15 protein-coding genes are annotated in these 17,033 nt (G+C 37.9%); 5 read left to right on the top strand and 10 right to left on the bottom strand.

The window, feature by feature from the left end; genetic code table 11:
- Positions 1–593 precede the first annotated feature (593 nt).
- From BPMYX0001_RS20495 to BPMYX0001_RS20475, 5 genes are all read right to left on the bottom strand, one after another.
- Positions 594–1,022: a pyrophosphohydrolase domain-containing protein gene (locus BPMYX0001_RS20495; protein ID WP_003201351.1), complete on the bottom strand. Its 429-nt coding sequence runs from the start codon at positions 1,020–1,022 to the stop codon at positions 594–596.
- Between the two features lie 96 nt (positions 1,023–1,118).
- Positions 1,119–1,304, bottom strand: a complete 186-nt coding sequence (locus tag BPMYX0001_RS20490; protein ID WP_003201353.1) for a hypothetical protein — start codon at positions 1,302–1,304, stop codon at positions 1,119–1,121.
- Positions 1,305–1,429: 125 nt separating this feature from the next.
- A complete protein-coding gene (locus BPMYX0001_RS20485) occupies positions 1,430–2,509 on the bottom strand; it encodes a Ger(x)C family spore germination protein (protein ID WP_033799166.1) in 1,080 nt (359 codons plus the stop codon).
- Positions 2,485–3,579: a spore germination protein gene (locus BPMYX0001_RS20480; RefSeq protein ID WP_006096264.1), complete on the bottom strand. Its 1,095-nt coding sequence runs from the start codon at positions 3,577–3,579 to the stop codon at positions 2,485–2,487. The genes BPMYX0001_RS20485 and BPMYX0001_RS20480 overlap by 25 nt, the downstream gene beginning before the upstream one ends.
- A gap of 16 nt (positions 3,580–3,595) precedes the next feature.
- The gene (locus BPMYX0001_RS20475; RefSeq protein WP_006096263.1) at positions 3,596–5,506 is read right to left on the bottom strand and encodes a spore germination protein; all 1,911 of its coding nucleotides are present in this window, start codon (positions 5,504–5,506) and stop codon (positions 3,596–3,598) included.
- A 202-nt stretch (positions 5,507–5,708) separates the two neighbouring features.
- On the opposite strand from BPMYX0001_RS20475, the gene BPMYX0001_RS20470 reads away from it, so the two are divergent.
- The 5 genes from BPMYX0001_RS20470 (at position 5,709) to BPMYX0001_RS20450 (ending at position 9,544) form a co-directional block, all read left to right on the top strand.
- Positions 5,709–6,827 carry a homoserine O-acetyltransferase family protein gene (locus tag BPMYX0001_RS20470; RefSeq protein WP_006096262.1) on the top strand — a complete coding sequence of 373 codons (1,119 nt, stop codon included), beginning with the start codon at positions 5,709–5,711 and terminating at the stop codon, positions 6,825–6,827.
- Positions 6,828–7,535: 708 nt separating this feature from the next.
- On the top strand, positions 7,536–7,841 hold the full coding sequence (locus BPMYX0001_RS20465) for a rhodanese-like domain-containing protein (RefSeq protein ID WP_003201171.1): 306 nt from the start codon (positions 7,536–7,538) through the stop codon (positions 7,839–7,841).
- Between the two features lie 135 nt (positions 7,842–7,976).
- Positions 7,977–8,204, top strand: coding sequence for a spore germination protein (locus tag BPMYX0001_RS20460; RefSeq protein ID WP_033794772.1), 228 nt, complete (start codon positions 7,977–7,979; stop codon positions 8,202–8,204).
- Between the two features lie 18 nt (positions 8,205–8,222).
- The gene (locus BPMYX0001_RS20455; RefSeq protein ID WP_003201175.1) at positions 8,223–8,543 is read left to right on the top strand and encodes a hypothetical protein; all 321 of its coding nucleotides are present in this window, start codon (positions 8,223–8,225) and stop codon (positions 8,541–8,543) included.
- A gap of 404 nt (positions 8,544–8,947) precedes the next feature.
- Positions 8,948–9,544: a YHYH domain-containing protein gene (locus BPMYX0001_RS20450; RefSeq protein ID WP_006096260.1), complete on the top strand. Its 597-nt coding sequence runs from the start codon at positions 8,948–8,950 to the stop codon at positions 9,542–9,544.
- 73 nt (positions 9,545–9,617) lie between these two features.
- Here the strand turns inward: BPMYX0001_RS20450 and narI are convergent, their stop codons facing one another.
- From narI to BPMYX0001_RS20425, 5 genes are all read right to left on the bottom strand, one after another.
- Complete coding sequence (gene narI, locus BPMYX0001_RS20445) at positions 9,618–10,319, bottom strand: respiratory nitrate reductase subunit gamma (protein WP_006096259.1); 702 nt, start codon at positions 10,317–10,319, stop codon at positions 9,618–9,620.
- 17 nt (positions 10,320–10,336) lie between these two features.
- Entirely contained in the window at positions 10,337–10,867 is a 531-nt protein-coding gene (gene narJ, locus BPMYX0001_RS20440; RefSeq protein WP_003201180.1) for a nitrate reductase molybdenum cofactor assembly chaperone, read from the bottom strand.
- An 18-nt stretch (positions 10,868–10,885) separates the two neighbouring features.
- Positions 10,886–12,361, bottom strand: a complete 1,476-nt coding sequence (gene narH, locus BPMYX0001_RS20435; protein WP_018782825.1) for a nitrate reductase subunit beta — start codon at positions 12,359–12,361, stop codon at positions 10,886–10,888.
- Positions 12,351–16,034 carry a nitrate reductase subunit alpha gene (locus BPMYX0001_RS20430; RefSeq protein ID WP_033799165.1) on the bottom strand — a complete coding sequence of 1,228 codons (3,684 nt, stop codon included), beginning with the start codon at positions 16,032–16,034 and terminating at the stop codon, positions 12,351–12,353. The genes narH and BPMYX0001_RS20430 overlap by 11 nt, the downstream gene beginning before the upstream one ends.
- Before the next feature lie 217 nt (positions 16,035–16,251).
- On the bottom strand, positions 16,252–16,944 hold the full coding sequence (locus BPMYX0001_RS20425) for a Crp/Fnr family transcriptional regulator (protein WP_033799164.1): 693 nt from the start codon (positions 16,942–16,944) through the stop codon (positions 16,252–16,254).
- Positions 16,945–17,033: the final 89 nt, after the last annotated feature.

The raw sequence follows: 17,033 nt of genomic DNA, 5'->3' as shown, positions 1-17,033 counted from the left end.
CCATGGTCAACAACATCAACAACAGCAAACATGGTATGGCGGAGCGGGAAGTGCAGGAAGTACTGCAGGAACAGCGGGCGCGGCAGGGCATGCTGGACACGGACACTAATAGAGTAAATAAAAAACATAAAAAAATTCTCTTGTACGCAAGGGGATTTTTTATTTTGGGAATAGTAAGGAGGAGAGGAGGTGCATTACATATGGGAAAAGGTAGAAGTAATAATGCTGGTAAAAAGCAACCGAATTTCGATGATTCATCTAATTTCGCTAAACAAAGTCAACCGACAGAAAAGAAGAAAAAATAAAGTGAAACTTTAATCAGTGGGGGTTCTCTTCATCCCCCACTGATTATTAGCCCTCACCAATCGGGCTTTTACGGGCAGTTTATCTCTCACCTAACTTCTTTGCTTTCACCGAATTTTGAGGTGGGGGTATTACTGCCCGTTAATGCGGGATAAACAAAAAGGAGCTCTCTTCATAAAGAGAGCTCCTTTTTCAGATATATCGGCGTTTCGACACGAAATATCGTTCGCTCGAAAAAATAAGACATAAGTGCGGGGCTTAACTTCCCGCAAATGGTAGCCTATTCAATCTTATTTCCCTGCTTTTGCTAATGCTTCTTGGCGTTGACGCTCAATTTCAGCACGTAACTGTGGTTCTGGTGCTTGCCAGCCTTCTGGTTTTAAAATTTTGCCATCGCCTTCGCGGAAACGTGGTTTTCCGTCAGGGAATAGTTTTGCCATATTTGCATTGTTTACAATTTCAAAGCCTTTATCGGGACGAACTCCCATTTCTGCAAATGTTCCAAATGCGAAATAGATAAGGTCAATTAACGCATCATATTGATCTTCTACAGTATTAGCTTCTAAAAATTCCTCTAACTCTTCTTGCATAAAGCTTGCGCGAATTTTTGCGCGTTCTTCTGTTAATTTTGTTGGTACATCTGTAACAGGGTGTCCAAATACCTCGTGCATTTTTGCAACAAGTTCATATCCTTTATCTAAACCTTTTTCGTTAGCCATGTTGTTTCATCCTTTCACGTTTTGTGCCGAACTTTATTGTAACATAAGGAGATTGTTTAATAAAAAAAACACCTTATAAAATAAGGTGTTCTTTCCCTACTCTTCTTTCTTTATTAAAAATGATAAAGCGAGATCAATTCCGAACATCCCAACAAGTAGCGTCGGTACGACAACAAGTAAATAACGTGTAAATGAAACATTTTTTAAGTATGTATGAGCAAATAAAAAGACGCCGAGAAACAGAATACCATTTAAAATAGGTTTTACTAACTTTTTAGACATAAGCTCCCCCGTAAATATCTTTTTTCTTTATGTAAGTATTATCAAAAAACTCCTCTCTCCGTTGTATCATGCCCGGAAGAGGAGTTCAATCATTATCTGACATTTTGAGGAAACTATATTTCATATTATTCGATTACACCGGAGTTTGTAATATCAACTTCATATTTTACTGTGATAGGAACGTCTTTGTACATTTTTTTCCATTCTGCTAATTTAAATGGTCGATAGTGTTGTCTAAATTTAGCTCCTAGCCCAAGAGGATCAACATTTAAAGATTTAAATTTTTTGATGAGTTTTGTGGCTTCAGTATTTAAGCTTTTTTCAACTTCTTGTGATATTTTTTTTGTGTTCTGTTTATTTTCTAGGTTTACTTGTTTCGAAAGTTCTAAGATGCGTGCATCTATTTTTACTTTAATTAAAAAGGAAGGCTTTCCAGCTTTTATATTTACAGTATACGTTGGCTTGGAGCGTATATTATTGATCATTACATATCCATTATTACTTTTAAATTCGTGTGAATCTAACCGATGTTTTTCCAATAACCCCTTAAATACGAACATATCTTGTCGATCAATTTTTCCGACATACTTATCCTTTTTTAAAAGTCCAATGCCAGTGATTTTGATTTTGTCTTTACTCTTTTTTAGGATAGGCATATAAGAGTCTTGGCCTTCACGATAATAACGAAATGCACCTAAATGTAAATTATCAGTTGGTACGGGGCCAGTTTGCATGTTATGCTCTAACATTTTTTTTATATAGATAGCCACATTAGAAGAAGTTGTATATTTTCCTTTTAATAGCTCAGGTCCATTTCCTTCTAATAATCCAACATACACTGAGTTTCCGATGCTGACATCGCGAATCAGGGTATCAAAGGAGGTCGACAATCCTTTTTTTGCAATTCTTGTAGTAAATAAAGCAACGCGCATTTGTCCGCTTGCAAATGGTTGAGAAGATTCCAAAGAAGTATCAGCTTTTACTTGTTTAACGGCATTTGCTATTCCTTCAAAGACCTGTACTTTATTTCCTTTTCGCTGCACCGGACAAACCGATGTTACCTTTATTTTATTATTTTTTGCTGTATCAAAAACAACCCCTTGAATTAACTGAACATCATCAACAATATTTTTTTGCAAACAGCCTGTTATGATGAATAAACAAATACATGAAAGAAGAATTAGTTTTTTCTTGATTTTTTCCATTTTCTTTTCACCCACACGATAAGAAATAAGATTGGGATGTAAACATATATAAGCCAAAGACTAACTTTGGAAGTATGACTAATAAAATCGTTGATATCATGCCTGTTTGTTAAAAGTTGTGACACAATAATTGTAATGAACATGAAAGAAAGTAAAATGTATTTTTGCTTTACATGAAAGATTTCATGTGTTCCTCTTGTAGCAGCCCATAATGGAAGAATAAAACTTGTAAGAATTACAAGTGCATAGCCGGAGATGGCAATGTACTCTAGTCGTTCGATAAAGGGTAATTGAATAACTTGTGTCATGGAAAGCTGAGACCAAATTGTTTTTGATAACTGTTTTTCGCTAAAAAAAGCGAATGCCAAAATCGTGCTAAATAAATATAAAATGTTAGAGAATAATACACCATATTGTGCAAATTTATGAGATTTCTCGGGATTCTTCACAAATGGGTATGCCATAAGAAAAATTTCAAAGCCTGTCATGGTATAAATTGACAATTGAGATGCTTTTAAAATACTTCCCAAAGAATGCGTAAAAACAGGAAGTAAATTTTCCCAATGCGCGTACTTGAACATAAACAGGCTAAGAAAAATATAACCTAGTGTCCCACTAATTGAAACGACACAGATACCAGTGATGATGCGGAATCCTGATGAGATGATGTAGTAACTTAATAAACATAAAAAGGCGGTGAACATCCAAGTGGACCCGGTAGGAAACATCCATACTTGAACAATCTCAACATACGTTCGAACAACGGATATACTCGCAACCAAAAAATACAGCATGAATATAATATTAATGCCATTACCGAGCCACTTTCCAAAGGTTTGGTGATGAAGATCTATTAGGTTGCCTTCTGTATTTTTTAATAAGTAATACATCATCCAAACGAGAATGTGAATGATGATTCCTGTGATGAGAACACCAATCCAAGCGTCGTAGCCCGCAGCTTTGGCGATAATGCGTGCAAATCCGAGAACTCCAGCGCCGAACTGTGCACTATGAATCAAGAAGAAAACAAAGATAGGAGATATTTGATATTTTGTTTTGACTTTACTCATATGTGCACCTCGTTTCTTATTCATCAAAATCAGATGTATGTTTTGTTGAAATCCCATGTGCTGATTTTTTTACGTGTTGCGGCCTTGCTTGAATATCTCTTGTATCAATCATAGATAATGGAAACCGAATCCAAGAGTCTTTTAGTGATTGTCGCCTTGCTGGATAAAAGAGCGCGAATGGTTTCTGTAAAGAAGAAAGCCTGAATAGATGAGTAAATAAAAAGATAAAACCTAGTGAAATTCCGAATAGTCCACCTAATTCTGCAAATAAAAGGAATGGGAATCGTAGTAAGCGAACTGCGTTCCCCATCTTATAAATCGGTGTGATAAAGGAAGCTAACGCAGATAAGGCGACAATGATTAATAAAATATTACTTGTTAGTCCTGCTTGTACAGATGCTTGTCCGATTACGATACCGCCTACAATACCGAGTGTTTGGCCTACTTTCATTGGTAGTCTAGCCCCAGCCTCTCTAAGTAAATCAATAACCAGTTCTAGAAAGAGTGCTTCTATTAAAGGTGGGAAAGGAACTTGTGCTCTTGATAAAATTAATGTTTCGAGTAAATCGCTTGGAATTAATTCGTAATGATAACTTAAAATGGCAACATATAATGGTGCTGCGCAGATGGAAAACAGAACAGCAATGAGTCGTAAAAATCTTGAAAACGTAGCGTAAAGCCAAGATACGTTGTAATCCTCTGGCGAAACAAAAAAATCAAAGTATGAAACAGGAGTGAGTAAGACGCTCGGTGAACCATCTACAAAAATAGCGATTTTTCCATCAATTAATGCGGTCGTTACTCGGTCTGTACGTTCTGTATTAATAAATAGTGGGAAGATTGATTTTTCCCCCATCAATTCTTGAATATAGGAACTGTCGTTGATTTGATCGTATTCAATTGTACGAAGTGACTCTTCTAAATAATCAACACTGTCTTTTTCAGCAAGGTTCTCTAAATACATCATGACAACTTTTGTTTTAGAGAATGTCCCAATGATAACCTCTTTTGTTTGTAGTGCTAACACTGGAAGGCGTTTACGTACTAAGTTAAGATTCGTATCAAGATCCTCTACAAATCCCTCTTGTGGACCAATAACTGTAGATTCATTTAATGGAATAGATGGCGCCCGATAATTATCAATTGTGATATTTGCTAAGATACATTTTTGATCTTGTTCATGTAACTGTACGATAGCGTGCCCTTTTAAAACCATATCTTCGATTTTTTGAAGATCATTTGTGATCGTAATTCCGCTCATTGGAATATGCTCTTTTAATTCTTCTAATGTAGAACACGTATGCTCTAATAAAGCTGGCATTAAATACTTTTGTAATTTTTCACCATCAAGCGATGGCCGGTAATAAGAAATCCAATACGGCATTGTTTCATCATCTGATGTGTGATAACTTACAAAATCACTAGATGTTTTTAGGTTTTCTAATAAATCTTGAAGAGAGTGAACCTTTTCTTTCTCGGGTTTACTGAAATCATAAATGCTATTGCTACTATTATTTTGCTGCTTGCCTTGTATTTGCTGGTCCTGTTTAGTAGCTTGGGCAGATTGATGTTGTTTGTTTTGTGTTTGCGCGTCTTGTTTAGTACCTTGAGCAGATTGATGTTGCTTGTTTTGTGTTTGCTGGTCTTGTTTAGTAGCTTGGGCAAATTGATGTTGTTTGTTTTGTGTTTGCTGGTCTTGTTTAGCAGCTTGGGCAGATTGATGTTGTTTGTTTTGTGTCTGCGCGTCTTGTTTAGTACCTTGAGCAGATTGATGTTGTTTGTTTTGTGTTTGCGCGTCTTGTTTAGTACCTTGAGCAGATTGATGTTGTTTGTTTTGTGTTTGTTCCTCTTGTTTAGTAGTTTGATTTTGCTCTTTTGAATCTGTTTTACTTGATTTTTTTTTCTTTCGAAACCATTTCCATATCATACGTATTCCCTCTTTAACTCATGTAAGATAATGTTAGTTTATGGCGTATTTTGTATATTATGCACATGTTTATGGGGAATCAAAAATCCTTTTTGTTAAAAGAAGGGTTTCTTTTGGAAACGTAAAAGTGTTTTGGTAAACGGGATAGATTTGTTATGGAGGATTGATATATAATGACGTATTTACAATGGGGTAGAAATTTATGATGTATGTAAAAAAAGAAAGCTTTCATTTAAAAAAGTTTACATTTGAAAATGGCATAAAGATCCCTGTTCAGATTGGATATGAGACGTACGGTAAATTAAACCGGGAAAAATCAAATGCGATTTTAGTCTGTCATTATTTTAGTGCAACAAGCCATGCGGCAGGAAAATATACGGAGCAAGATCTCATTCCTGGTTGGTGGGACGGACTGATTGGACCGGGGAAAGCAATTGATACCGATCGCTATTTTGTGATATGTACCGATAATCTTTGTAATGTACAAGTGAAAAATCCTTACGTGATTACAACGGGACCAAAGTCAGTTAATCCAATAACGGGATCTGAATATGGGATGGGGTTTCCGGTATTTACATTTTTAGATGTAGCACGTGTGCAATATGAATTAGTGAATGCAATGGGAATTACAAGGTTACATGCGGTAATCGGACCATCAGCTGGTGGAATGATTGCGCAGCAATGGGCTGTTTGTTATCCCCATATGGTAGAGCGAATGATTGGTGTAATTACGAATCCGCAAAATCCGGTTGCGACATCGGTTAATGTTCTGCAAAATGCAATTGAAGCTATTCAGTTAGATCCAAAATGGAATGATGGAAATTATGGGGATGAACAGCCGACGAAAGGGCTGCATTTAGCAGGGAAAATGATGTTTATAAATGGGTTTGATGCTCACTATTATGAAACGACATTTCCGCGTAATAGTACGGAATCGCTACCTTATGAGAATTTCTCAGCACGGAATTCATTTGAACAAAATATAAATGCATTGACACTTCAAAATATTACTTTTGTGGATGCGAATTCATGGATGTATACAGCGAAAGCAACGTTATTACATGATCTTGCACACGGTTTTTCCTCTTTAGAAGAGGCACTTTCTCAAATAGAGGCAGATGTGCTTATGATTCCGTGTAAACAAGATTTACTGCAACCTTCTCGTTATAATTATAAAATGGTAGAGCTGCTCCAGAAACAAGGGAAATACGCAGAGGTTTATGAGATTGAAAGTATTAATGGCCATATGGCTGGTGTATTTGATGTTCATTTATTTGAAAAGAAAGTGGATGAGTTTTTAAAGAGAAGAGTGTTTGTATAAGTGCAAATTGAAAAAAACACATAAAACCTAATCTTTAGGTGGAAGAGAGCATCTGGCCATGAATAGAAGCGATCAGCCCCTTTTCCTTTTCCTGCCCCGTGCCAAGTGAAAACAAAGAGAGAAAACAAGTAGCGGTCACTTTTGGTTCTTCGGAGCCGCGACTTATACGCTTGAAAAATTGAAATGAATATATAGCAATGTGTGAAAAAAGGTGCGAGCCGTTAAGCGAGCACCTTCTTTTTAGATGATTTTTAAACGGAAGACGTATGTAGCAATGCATAATCCAAGGCAAGCGATACTAAGTAATAAATAAAAGAATGCTCGTTCTTGAGAGGATCGTGTGGGTCTTCTTTTGTTAAATATACCGAGTGAAATGATAGCGAGAATTAAAAAAATGAGACCTATAATGAAAAGAAAAAGTGTCATGTCGATCGACTCCTTTCGTAAAACAAGTATATTGAGGATACAATGTGAGAGGTAGATTTGTAAATGTAATAAATTTACAAATGAGTTGAGGAATAATGCAAATGAGGGAAGTTTCACTTCTTTGCGTTCGTAATTTTCCATGCTAAAATTGGTGATGAATAGATGAGTAGAGAAAAAATTTACTACGTCAACTACCCTTCACTTAAATACGAACGCGTTTTGAAGTGGGGACTTCTTTCGGAAATACGTTAAAGTTTTAATTATATTAAGGAGGAACGACATATGACAGAAGTAAAAACAATTACAACAGAAGAAGTGCAAGAGCGCTTAGAAAACGGGGAAACGTTATTTTTAGTAGATGTACGTGAAGATGAGGAAGTAGCACAAGGGAAAATTCCAGAAGCTGTACATATTAAAATGGGTGATATTCCAAATAAAGTAGAATTCTTTGATAAAGAAAATGAGTATATTTTTATTTGTCGATCAGGAATGCGCAGTGAAAATGTATGTCATTATTTAAATGAACAAGGGTTTAAAACAGTGAATATGGTCGGCGGTATGCTGCAATATGAAGGTGAAATTCAATAATTCATTTTTAAAACTTGAAACGCGTCTGTTTCAAGTTTTTTTCTTTTGCATACAGTGTATACAAGAATTGTTTTTCGCATATGAGTGAGCAACAATTCCTGCGATTATAATCGATTTATATAGAAAGGAGGGAGGATGGTGAGTGCGCGAATTCGTAAAATAAAGATTGTTAATAACACAGGAGCTGTTAATGTAGGTGATTGTTATACTATTGAACCATTTGCTGCTTCGAAAATATATGCTGGTTCTGGTGGATCGAGCATCGCTACTTTTTTGAATGGAAAACGGATGCCGCCAGTTACTCCTAGGACGCCAGAATTCCTTCCACCACTAGAAACAAGTGAATTAACATTAGGTTCATAACAGAAAGGTTGACTGGTCATGCCGGCAAATATTAAAGAGTTTGTGATTGTAAATAACTATGGGAATTTATTTACGGGGGATAACTTGCGGGATACTTCATTTGTTGCATCAAAGACATATAGTGGAGCAACAGGGCCAACTTGTATTGATGTTGTGACTGTAATAGGAACGGCAACAAATCTTTGCTTGAACCCAGGGGATGTAGTGACAACGACGTATACGAAAGGTTCAGCGATTGGAACAAGTATGAGCACGAATACCGCTCCAAGTGCCAACACGTCAGGTACTATGCAAGCTGTTCCGAATGCGGATAGCTTGGATTCTGTACCAGGTTTATAGAAAGAATCCTCTACTAAAAGTAGGGGATTTTCTTATTTTTTCATTGTTTACGTCTTTTTCGTACATATGGTTGTCAAGGAGAACAAGGAGAGGGAAAAGGTGGGGGCTTGCTGCCTGCAGATAGCGGGATAAATTGGATGTTCAATACCTTTGTTGTAATAGAAACAAGAGGTTCACCTAGTAATAATATAAAATCACTATTTATTTGGGTTAGTGCCAGATACTGCCGTAGTAAAACAATTTATAAAAGGAAACGCATTATTTTAGTAGATAGAGAATATTAGAAGTCTGGGAATTTATATTTTTATAATATGTAAAAAACACAATTCTTTATTAATATCATTCGGTTATCATATAATAATGCTTGATAAATAAATAGATAAAGAGAAGGGGAAAGTGAATCTATGAAAAAGAATATGAAAGTTTTAGCGATGGCAGTTGGTCTAACAATTATGGGATCAACGACAGCTGCTTATGCAAGCCCTGGTGGATTGGACAAAAATGGTGGACATACTTGCCGAACAAACTGTGGGAAATATGGGCTTGAAACAGGAGAATACCATTATCATAACAATTGGAAACAAGATAATGGAAAGTGGTATTTCTATGATCAAAATGGAACGAAAGCGAAAGGTTGGCAACAAGTAGGTACGATATGGTATTACTTTAACGGAAATGGAGCAATGCAAACAGGCTGGCAACAAGTAGGTACGACATGGTATTACTTCAACGGAAGCGGAGCAATGCAAACAGGCTGGCAGTCAATTAACGGTGCTTGGTACTACTTCAACGGAAGCGGAGCAATGCAAACAGGCTGGCAAGCAATTAGCGGCACATGGTACTACTTCAACGGAAGCGGAGCAATGCAAACAGGTTGGCAAGCAATTGATGGAAAATGGTACTACTTCAACGGAAGTGGGGCAATGCAAACAGGTTGGCAACTCATTAAAGGAGTAAAGTACTATTTCGAAAGTAATGGTGCTTGGAATCCGAATAAATAGTAAAATGAATATGGAAGATTAACGGAAAAATAAAATAGCACCTATCTTATTTTTATAGGATAGGTGCTATTTTTTATTGGATTTTTGCTTTTTCAGATTCAATAGGTTGTCTTTTTCGATAAATAACATAACTGCGTCGTAAATATTTCACTGGAACGCTAAAGACATGTACAAGTCTTGTAAATGGCCATGTTGCAAAGAGCCCCATCGCTGCAATGATATGGATTTTAAACCAAATAGGTACTTCTGCCATATATTCTGCTTTCGGCTGGAAAACAAAGAGGCTGCGGAACCATGGGCCAATTGTTGTTCGATAATCAAATCCTTTTGCATCAATATTGAAAAATGTAGAGGATAGACCTGCTAACATTACAATGAACAAGAGGACGAGGGCGACATAATCTCCTTTTGTACTTGTTGCGATAATGCGTTTTACTGTAAAGCGACGATACATTAAAATCACTAAACCAACAATTGAAGCAATTCCTGCAGGAAGACCGAAGCCGATAGCGACCATATGATACATATGCTCAGAAATACCGAAAGAGGTATATACAGATTCTGGTATTAATATTCCCATGATGTGTCCACCGATTACGAACATAATGCCAAAGTGAAAGAGTAAACTTCCGATTCGGAGCATTTTCTTCTCTAATAGTTCGCTAGATTTTGATGTCCAGCCAAATTGATCATAGTTGTATCTGAAAATGTGTCCACCGATAAAGATTGCGAAAATGATATAGGGGAACAGCACCCATAAAAATTGATCCATCATTTTGACGACACTCCTTTCTAATTCGCTTGTACTCCCCAGGCATCGATGGCGAGGAGAATGGCAGCAAGAATTGGTTCGTACATACAATTTGCTTCTTTTAACTGTCCGTGCAATGCTTGTATATCTTTCGTGTATCTACTCATAATTGGTTCGCTATCTTCTTCATTTGCGTTTGCGAGAAACTCAAGTAGAAGCGGTAGATAATCAGGTAGTTCTTTATCTGTTACCGCAAAGCCAGCTTTTTGATAGTGTTGTTTTAGCTCTAATAATTCAATTCCACGCTCTCTTTGTTCACCTGTGTTCATGTAAGTGAGATACATATTTGTTTTCTTTCCAAAGTCGAATGTATATACGTAAGAATCAATGAGTTGATCGTTTGTTTTTTCTTGAGCTTGTTTGATGAAAGCTGTAAGCAACGTGTGAATTTCTTCATGCGTAATCGTATCAATTGTTTCTTGTAGTTCTGGTAAAGCTTCTCTCCATCCTGTTTCAGGATAGGAGAGAAGGAAGGAAGCACAAGAAAAAGCAGTTTGTAAACCTTGTTTCATAGCTATTACCTCCTTAGTTTAAGAGAGTGTCATACAAGAACCTGGGCCGCCTGCGAAGGAAAGGCCGCAGCTTCCTTGTTCACTATATAAATCTGCAACTTGTTCACGGTGAGATGTAGGGATAACGAAACGGTCTTTATATTTTGCAATCGCAAGAAGGCGATACATATCTTCTACATCTTCTTTCGTTAAACCGAGTTCTTTTAATACAGCTTCATCTGGTTCTTTATTAATTTGCAGTGCTCTCATATGAGTTCGCATAACAGCCATTTTTTTCAATGTAAGACGAATATGTGATTCATCTCCTGCAGTAAGTAAGTTAGCTAAATATTGAATTGGAATACGCATATTATCAATAGCAGGGAAAATTTCTTCTGCTTGCCAGTTGCTTCCTTTCCCTTCCACCATATTCATAATCGGGCTAAGCGGTGGAATATACCAAACCATCGGCATTGTCCGGTACTCTGGGTGAAGAGGAAGGGCGATTTTCCAATCAATAATCATTTTATAAATTGGTGATTCTTGAGCTGCTTTAATCCATTCTTCAGGAATACCTTGTTTTTTTGCTTCCGCAGCTACTTCTGGATCATTTGGATCTAAGAAGACAGTAAGCTGAGATTCATATAAATCTTTTTCGTCTTCGACAGAAGCGGCTTCCTTTACTTTGTCAGCGTCATATAACATTACCCCAATATAACGAATGCGTCCTACGCATGTTTCCGAGCAAATCGTTGGCATACCAGCTTCGATACGCGGGAAGCACATTGTACATTTTTCTGCTTTATTTGTTTGCCAGTTAAAATATACTTTTTTATATGGACAAGAAGAAACGCAGAATCGCCAAGCGCGGCATGCATTTTGATCAACAAGGACAATCCCGTCTTCTTCACGTTTATACATCGCTCCAGATGGGCAAGAAGAAACGCAAGATGGATTCATACAATGTTCGCAAATGCGAGGCAGATACATCATAAAGACATTCTCAAAATCTGTTTTAATATCTTCTTCCATTTTCTTGACGTTCGGATCTTGCAAGCCTGTTATATGTCCGCCTGCTAAATCGTCTTCCCAGTTTGGGCCCCATTCAATTTTGTCGATAAACTCTCCAGTAATTGCTGATTTTGGGCGAGCTACCGGCTGATGTTTTCGCTGCGGACTATTTGTTAATGTTTCATAATCATAGTTCCAAGGTTCAAAGTAATCATCGATTGTAGGTTGATCTGGGTTATGAAAAATGTTCATGAGACGTTTCATTTTCGAACCGGATTTTAGCTGGATTTCACCGTTTTTTAATTCCCAGCCGCCTTTATATTTTTCTTGATCTTCCCACTGTTTTGGATAACCAATCCCAGGTTTTGTTTCCACGTTGTTGAAATACATATATTCAGCACCTGGACGATTCGTCCAGGTGTTTTTGCACGTTACGCTACAAGTATGGCAGCCGATGCATTTATCTAGGTTCATTACCATTCCGACTTGCGCTTTAATCTTCAAGCCAATCTACCTCCTTCAGTTTGCGGATCACGACGTTTAAGTCACGCTGGTTACCAGTTGGACCGTAGTAGTTAAATCCATAGCTTAATTGACCGTATCCACCAATCATATGTGTTGGTTTTACATGAATGCGGGTTGGGCTATTATGCGTTCCTCCGCGGTTGCTCGTTAATTTTGTACCAGGCACATTAATATGACGGTCTTGTGCGTGGTGCATAAAGGCCATTCCTCTTGGTATGCGGTGCGTTACAACGGCACGTGCTACGACAACGCCGTTACGGTTAAAGCATTCGATCCAGTCATTATCACTAACACCAGCTTCGGCGGCGTCATCTTTGTTCATCCAAACAGTTGGACCACCACGGAACAGCGTTAACATCGGTAAGGAATCGAAGTACATACTATGAATCGACCACTTATTATGCGGTGTTAAATAGTTTAGTGTAATTTCTTTTCCTTCTACCTCAGGGCGTGATTTACGGAACGGTTTATGTTGCAAGATTGGCTTGAATGTTGCCATTGTTTCACCGAATTCCTTCATCATATCGTGATCTAAGTAGAACGATTGTCGTCCAGTTATCGTTCTCCAAGGGATAAGGCGCTCAACATTTGTTGTAAATGGTGAGTAACGGCGTCCCCCTTTTTCAGAACCAGTAAAGGCAGGGGAAGTAATCACCGTTTTTGGCTGCGCAGTAATTTGTTCGAATGTAAAGCATTCTTCTTCGCGTTCTTCTGCTAAATCGCGCAGATGTAAATCTGTTTGTTTTTCAAGAGCTTCCCATGCTTTTACAGCCATATGACCGTTCGTTGTAGAAGAAAGGGTTAACACCGCTTCAGCAGCATTGATTGCTTCTGTTATATCAGGGCATCCTTTGGCGATAGAGTCAGTACGAATAACGCCTAATCGACTCTTTAATTGTTCATATTCTTTTTCTGCAGACCAAGAAATCCCTTTCGTACCAATGGGTTGCTTCCCAGTGTTTGGTCCAAGCGCTGTCATCTTGTCATAAATTGTTTTATAATCTCGTTCTACAACATGAATTTGCGGCATTGTCTTTCCTGGTATTGGTTCACACTCACCTTTGCTCCAATCTTTAATCTTGCCAAGCGGCTGTGCCAATTCTTGCGGTGTATCATGAAGAAGTGGTGTTGCCACAACTTCTTTCATCGGATCAAGATCAAGTTCTGTTGCTAAATCAGAGACTGCTTTAGAAAGGGAACAGAAAATATCCCAGTCAGAGCGTGCTTCCCACGGTGAACCGATTGCCGGATTAAATGGATGTACGAACGGATGCATATCTGTACTACTTAAATCGTGTTTTTCATACCAAGTTGAGGCAGGAAGGACGATATCAGAATAAAGTGCTGTTCCAGCCATACGGAAATCTAAGTTAATCAGTAGATCAAGCTTTCCTTCAGGTGCTTCTTCATGCCACTTTATTTCTTCTGGTCGTAATGAATCGCTATCGTCATTCATTAATCCGTTTGTTGTACCTAATAAATGTTTTAAGAAATACTCGTGCCCTTTACCAGAACTTGAGATTAAGTTTGCGCGCCATACGAATAAATTGCGCGGGAAGTTATTTTTGTTATCTGGGTCTTCAATGGCAAATTTAAGTTCTTTTTCTTTTAGCTTTTGCGCAACATATTTTCCGATTTCTTCCCCCGTTGTTGCGCCACTAGCGACAGCTTCTTTATATAGTTCAATTCCATTCTTCTCGAATGTTGGATAAGAAGGTAACCAACCAAGACGAGCAGCTAACACATTGTAATCACCGTGATGTTGATAGCGTGAGTTGCCGACAACTGGCGATGCTAAATGGCCAATTGGTGTATCTTCATAGCGCCACTGATCTGTTACAAAATAGAAGAAGGATGTACCGTTTTGTAATTTCGGCGGACCTTGCCAGTCTTTTGCCATTGCAATTGTTTGCCAGCCTTCTGCCGGACGTAATTTTTCTTGCCCAACATAATGCGCCCAACCGCCACCGTTTACACCTTGTGCACCAACGAGAAGAACAAGATTTAGAACCGCGCGATAAATCGTATCAGAGTTAAACCAATGGTTAATACCAGCGCCGACAATAATCATCGATCGTCCATTTGTATCAACAGCATTTTGAGCAAACTCACGAGCGATTTGAATAATCAGTTCTCGTTTTACTCCGGTCACTTTTTCTTGCCATGCTGGTGTAAATGGAACATCATCATTGAAGTCTTTCGGTTCTTGCCCGCCAAGTCCGCGGTTGACACCGTAGTTTGCTAACGTTAAGTCGTACACAGTTGTAACGAAAATGTCGCCTTTTTCTGTTGCAATTTTTTTCACTGGAATTGTTCGCTCTAATATTTTGTTTCCGTCATCGGAGAAGTATGGAATTTGTACAGTTTCAACTGCATCTTCCATGCCAAGTAAAGAAAGGCGTGGATCAATTTTTTCGCCTGTTTGCTCGTCTTCTAAACGTAAGTTCCATTTCTTTTCGTTATCCCAGCGTGACCCCATTGTGCCATGAGGCGTTGCAAAATTATTGGTGTTTTCGTTCCAAAGAACAGGTTTCCATTCGCCAAGCTTTGTTTCACGACCAATATCATTCGCGTTTAAGAAACGATCTGCAACAAATTGGTCTCCTTGTTGTTTTAATGTGACAAAGAACGGAAAATCAGTATATTGTTTTGCATAATTTGTGAAGTATTCCACTTGGTTGTCTACGTAAAACTCTTGTAAGATGACGTGTCCCATTGCCATCGCAAGCGCACCGTCTGTACCTTGTTTTACGCTAATCCAATCATCAGCAAATTTTGTGGATTCAGCAAAGTCAGGACTTACGGAAACGACTTTCGTTCCTTTATAACGTACCTCCGCTAAGAAATGGGCATCTGGTGTTCTTGTCATTGGTACGTTTGAACCCCATGTCATAATGTAACCAGAGTTGTACCAATCACTACTTTCAGGTACATCTGTTTGATCACCCCAAATTTGCGGAGAAGCTGGTGGTAAGTCAGCGTACCAATCGTAGAAGCTGAGCATAGGTCCACCCATGAGCTGCATAAAGCGGCTACCAGCAGCGTGACTTAACATCGACATAGCTGGAATTGGTGAGAAACCAACATTTCGGTCTGGACCATATTTGATCACTGTGTATAGTAAGGAAGCAGCGACTAGTTGTAATACTTCATCCCAACTAGCACGAATGAAGCCGCCTTTACCACGCGCCTCTTTATAAGTACGTGCTTTTTCAGGGTTTTCCACAATGCTTTTCCAAGCGTCTAGCGGTGATTTGTGATTTTGAAGTTCCTCTTGCCACATATTCCAAAGGACACCACGTACATATGGATATTTCACGCGAAGTGGACTATAAATGTACCAAGAAAAACTTGCCCCACGCGGACATCCACGCGGTTCAAAATCTGGCATATCAGGGCCGGTAGAAGGATAGTTCAGTTCTTGACCTTCCCAAGTTACAATTCCATCTTTCACATAAATATTCCAGCTGCAAGAACCAGTGCAGTTAACACCGTGTGTAGAACGGATTACTTTATCGTGTTGCCATCGTTTTCTATACACGTTTTCCCATTCACGGTCTTCATATGTTTCTTGTGTATGATTGTCGTTATAGCGATCTATCGGAGAAAAATATTTTAAACGTTTCATTAATGCTGAAGGTTTCTTTTTCATACTGTTCACTCCTTTATTGCGTCTCTCTTGCTTATTTTCACTATAAGAGAGCATGCAAAATAGAGATGTGATATCTATCACAGTTCAACAGATTGTCAAAAATCAGATTGATATTAAAAAAAATTCCGAAAGGTTGTGACATTCTGCACAGTACAGAGAGAGTTTTTTATGTAGAGTAAAGGAGAAAGAAAAAAGAGTAGCATCTCAAATAGAGAGGCTACTCAATGCTACAAATAGAGGTAGGGCAATCTTCACAAGCAATTTCACATTTTAAAAATTGTAAATTATGAATGGTAATCTTTCCTTTATGGATAGAAATAATTCCTTGTTTTTTTAAATCGTTTAACATACGGTTTACACTTTCACGTGAGGTTGCACAGAAATTCGCAAGCTCTTGATTTGTTAAAGGTAGATCGATAAGAATACCATTCTCTTTTAATATGCCATAACTGTTTGTCATGCGAATGAGCGTGGAATAAAGAGCTCCTTTTTTTCCATGTAACACTAAATCACGGAATTTTGTTTGCATTCTTCGTAAATGTTCACTAATCCATTTCATAAATTCAAATGCAAGAGCAGGTTTTTCAAGTAATGCCTTTTCTAAAGCATCTCGTTTAATGACTCCAACTTCAACATCTTCCAGGCATTTCGAATTTAATAAATATTTTGCATTGTCCGTAAATAATGTCAACTCCCCGATAATATCGTGTTTTGAACAAATGCGAAGTGTTAACTCTTGTCCGTCAGCACTAATTTTACTAATCTGTACTTTTCCAGAGCGGACGATATAGAGTTCTTTTGCCTCCAAACCTTCTTGGAAAATATAACTTCCTTTATTAATCTGCATTTTATATTCAACAGATGCAAGTAATTCCTTTAAGTCTTCCGATAATGCCGTACGGTTTGTCACAGCAATCACCTTTCTTTTTAAAGCAGTCTATTTCTTATTTTGGATGTAAATATGGTGAAAATGCAAGAAATATCTTTTTATTATAAGTA

This window comes from Bacillus pseudomycoides DSM 12442 (genome assembly GCF_000161455.1).
In the GTDB taxonomy this organism is placed as follows: domain Bacteria; phylum Bacillota; class Bacilli; order Bacillales; family Bacillaceae_G; genus Bacillus_A; species Bacillus_A pseudomycoides.
The sequence above is the reverse complement of the archived record's forward strand: the minus strand, read 5'-3'. Positions and strand labels throughout refer to the sequence as shown.

Excerpts from the sequence above, each read along its gene's own strand:
- BPMYX0001_RS20495 (WP_003201351.1), bottom strand. The coding sequence starts at position 1,022 with ATGGCTAACGAAAAAGGTTTAGATAAAGGATATGAACTTGTTGCAAAA.
- BPMYX0001_RS20490 (WP_003201353.1), bottom strand. The coding sequence starts at position 1,304 with ATGTCTAAAAAGTTAGTAAAACCTATTTTAAATGGTATTCTGTTTCTC.
- BPMYX0001_RS20485 (WP_033799166.1), bottom strand. The coding sequence starts at position 2,509 with ATGGAAAAAATCAAGAAAAAACTAATTCTTCTTTCATGTATTTGTTTA.
- BPMYX0001_RS20480 (WP_006096264.1), bottom strand. The coding sequence starts at position 3,579 with ATGAGTAAAGTCAAAACAAAATATCAAATATCTCCTATCTTTGTTTTC.
- BPMYX0001_RS20475 (WP_006096263.1), bottom strand. The coding sequence starts at position 5,506 with ATGATATGGAAATGGTTTCGAAAGAAAAAAAAATCAAGTAAAACAGAT.
- BPMYX0001_RS20470 (WP_006096262.1), top strand. The coding sequence starts at position 5,709 with ATGATGTATGTAAAAAAAGAAAGCTTTCATTTAAAAAAGTTTACATTT.
- BPMYX0001_RS20465 (WP_003201171.1), top strand. The coding sequence starts at position 7,536 with ATGACAGAAGTAAAAACAATTACAACAGAAGAAGTGCAAGAGCGCTTA.
- BPMYX0001_RS20460 (WP_033794772.1), top strand. The coding sequence starts at position 7,977 with ATGGTGAGTGCGCGAATTCGTAAAATAAAGATTGTTAATAACACAGGA.
- BPMYX0001_RS20455 (WP_003201175.1), top strand. The coding sequence starts at position 8,223 with ATGCCGGCAAATATTAAAGAGTTTGTGATTGTAAATAACTATGGGAAT.
- BPMYX0001_RS20450 (WP_006096260.1), top strand. The coding sequence starts at position 8,948 with ATGAAAAAGAATATGAAAGTTTTAGCGATGGCAGTTGGTCTAACAATT.
- narI (WP_006096259.1), bottom strand. The coding sequence starts at position 10,319 with ATGATGGATCAATTTTTATGGGTGCTGTTCCCCTATATCATTTTCGCA.
- narJ (WP_003201180.1), bottom strand. The coding sequence starts at position 10,867 with ATGAAACAAGGTTTACAAACTGCTTTTTCTTGTGCTTCCTTCCTTCTC.
- BPMYX0001_RS20430 (WP_033799165.1), bottom strand. The coding sequence starts at position 16,034 with ATGAAAAAGAAACCTTCAGCATTAATGAAACGTTTAAAATATTTTTCT.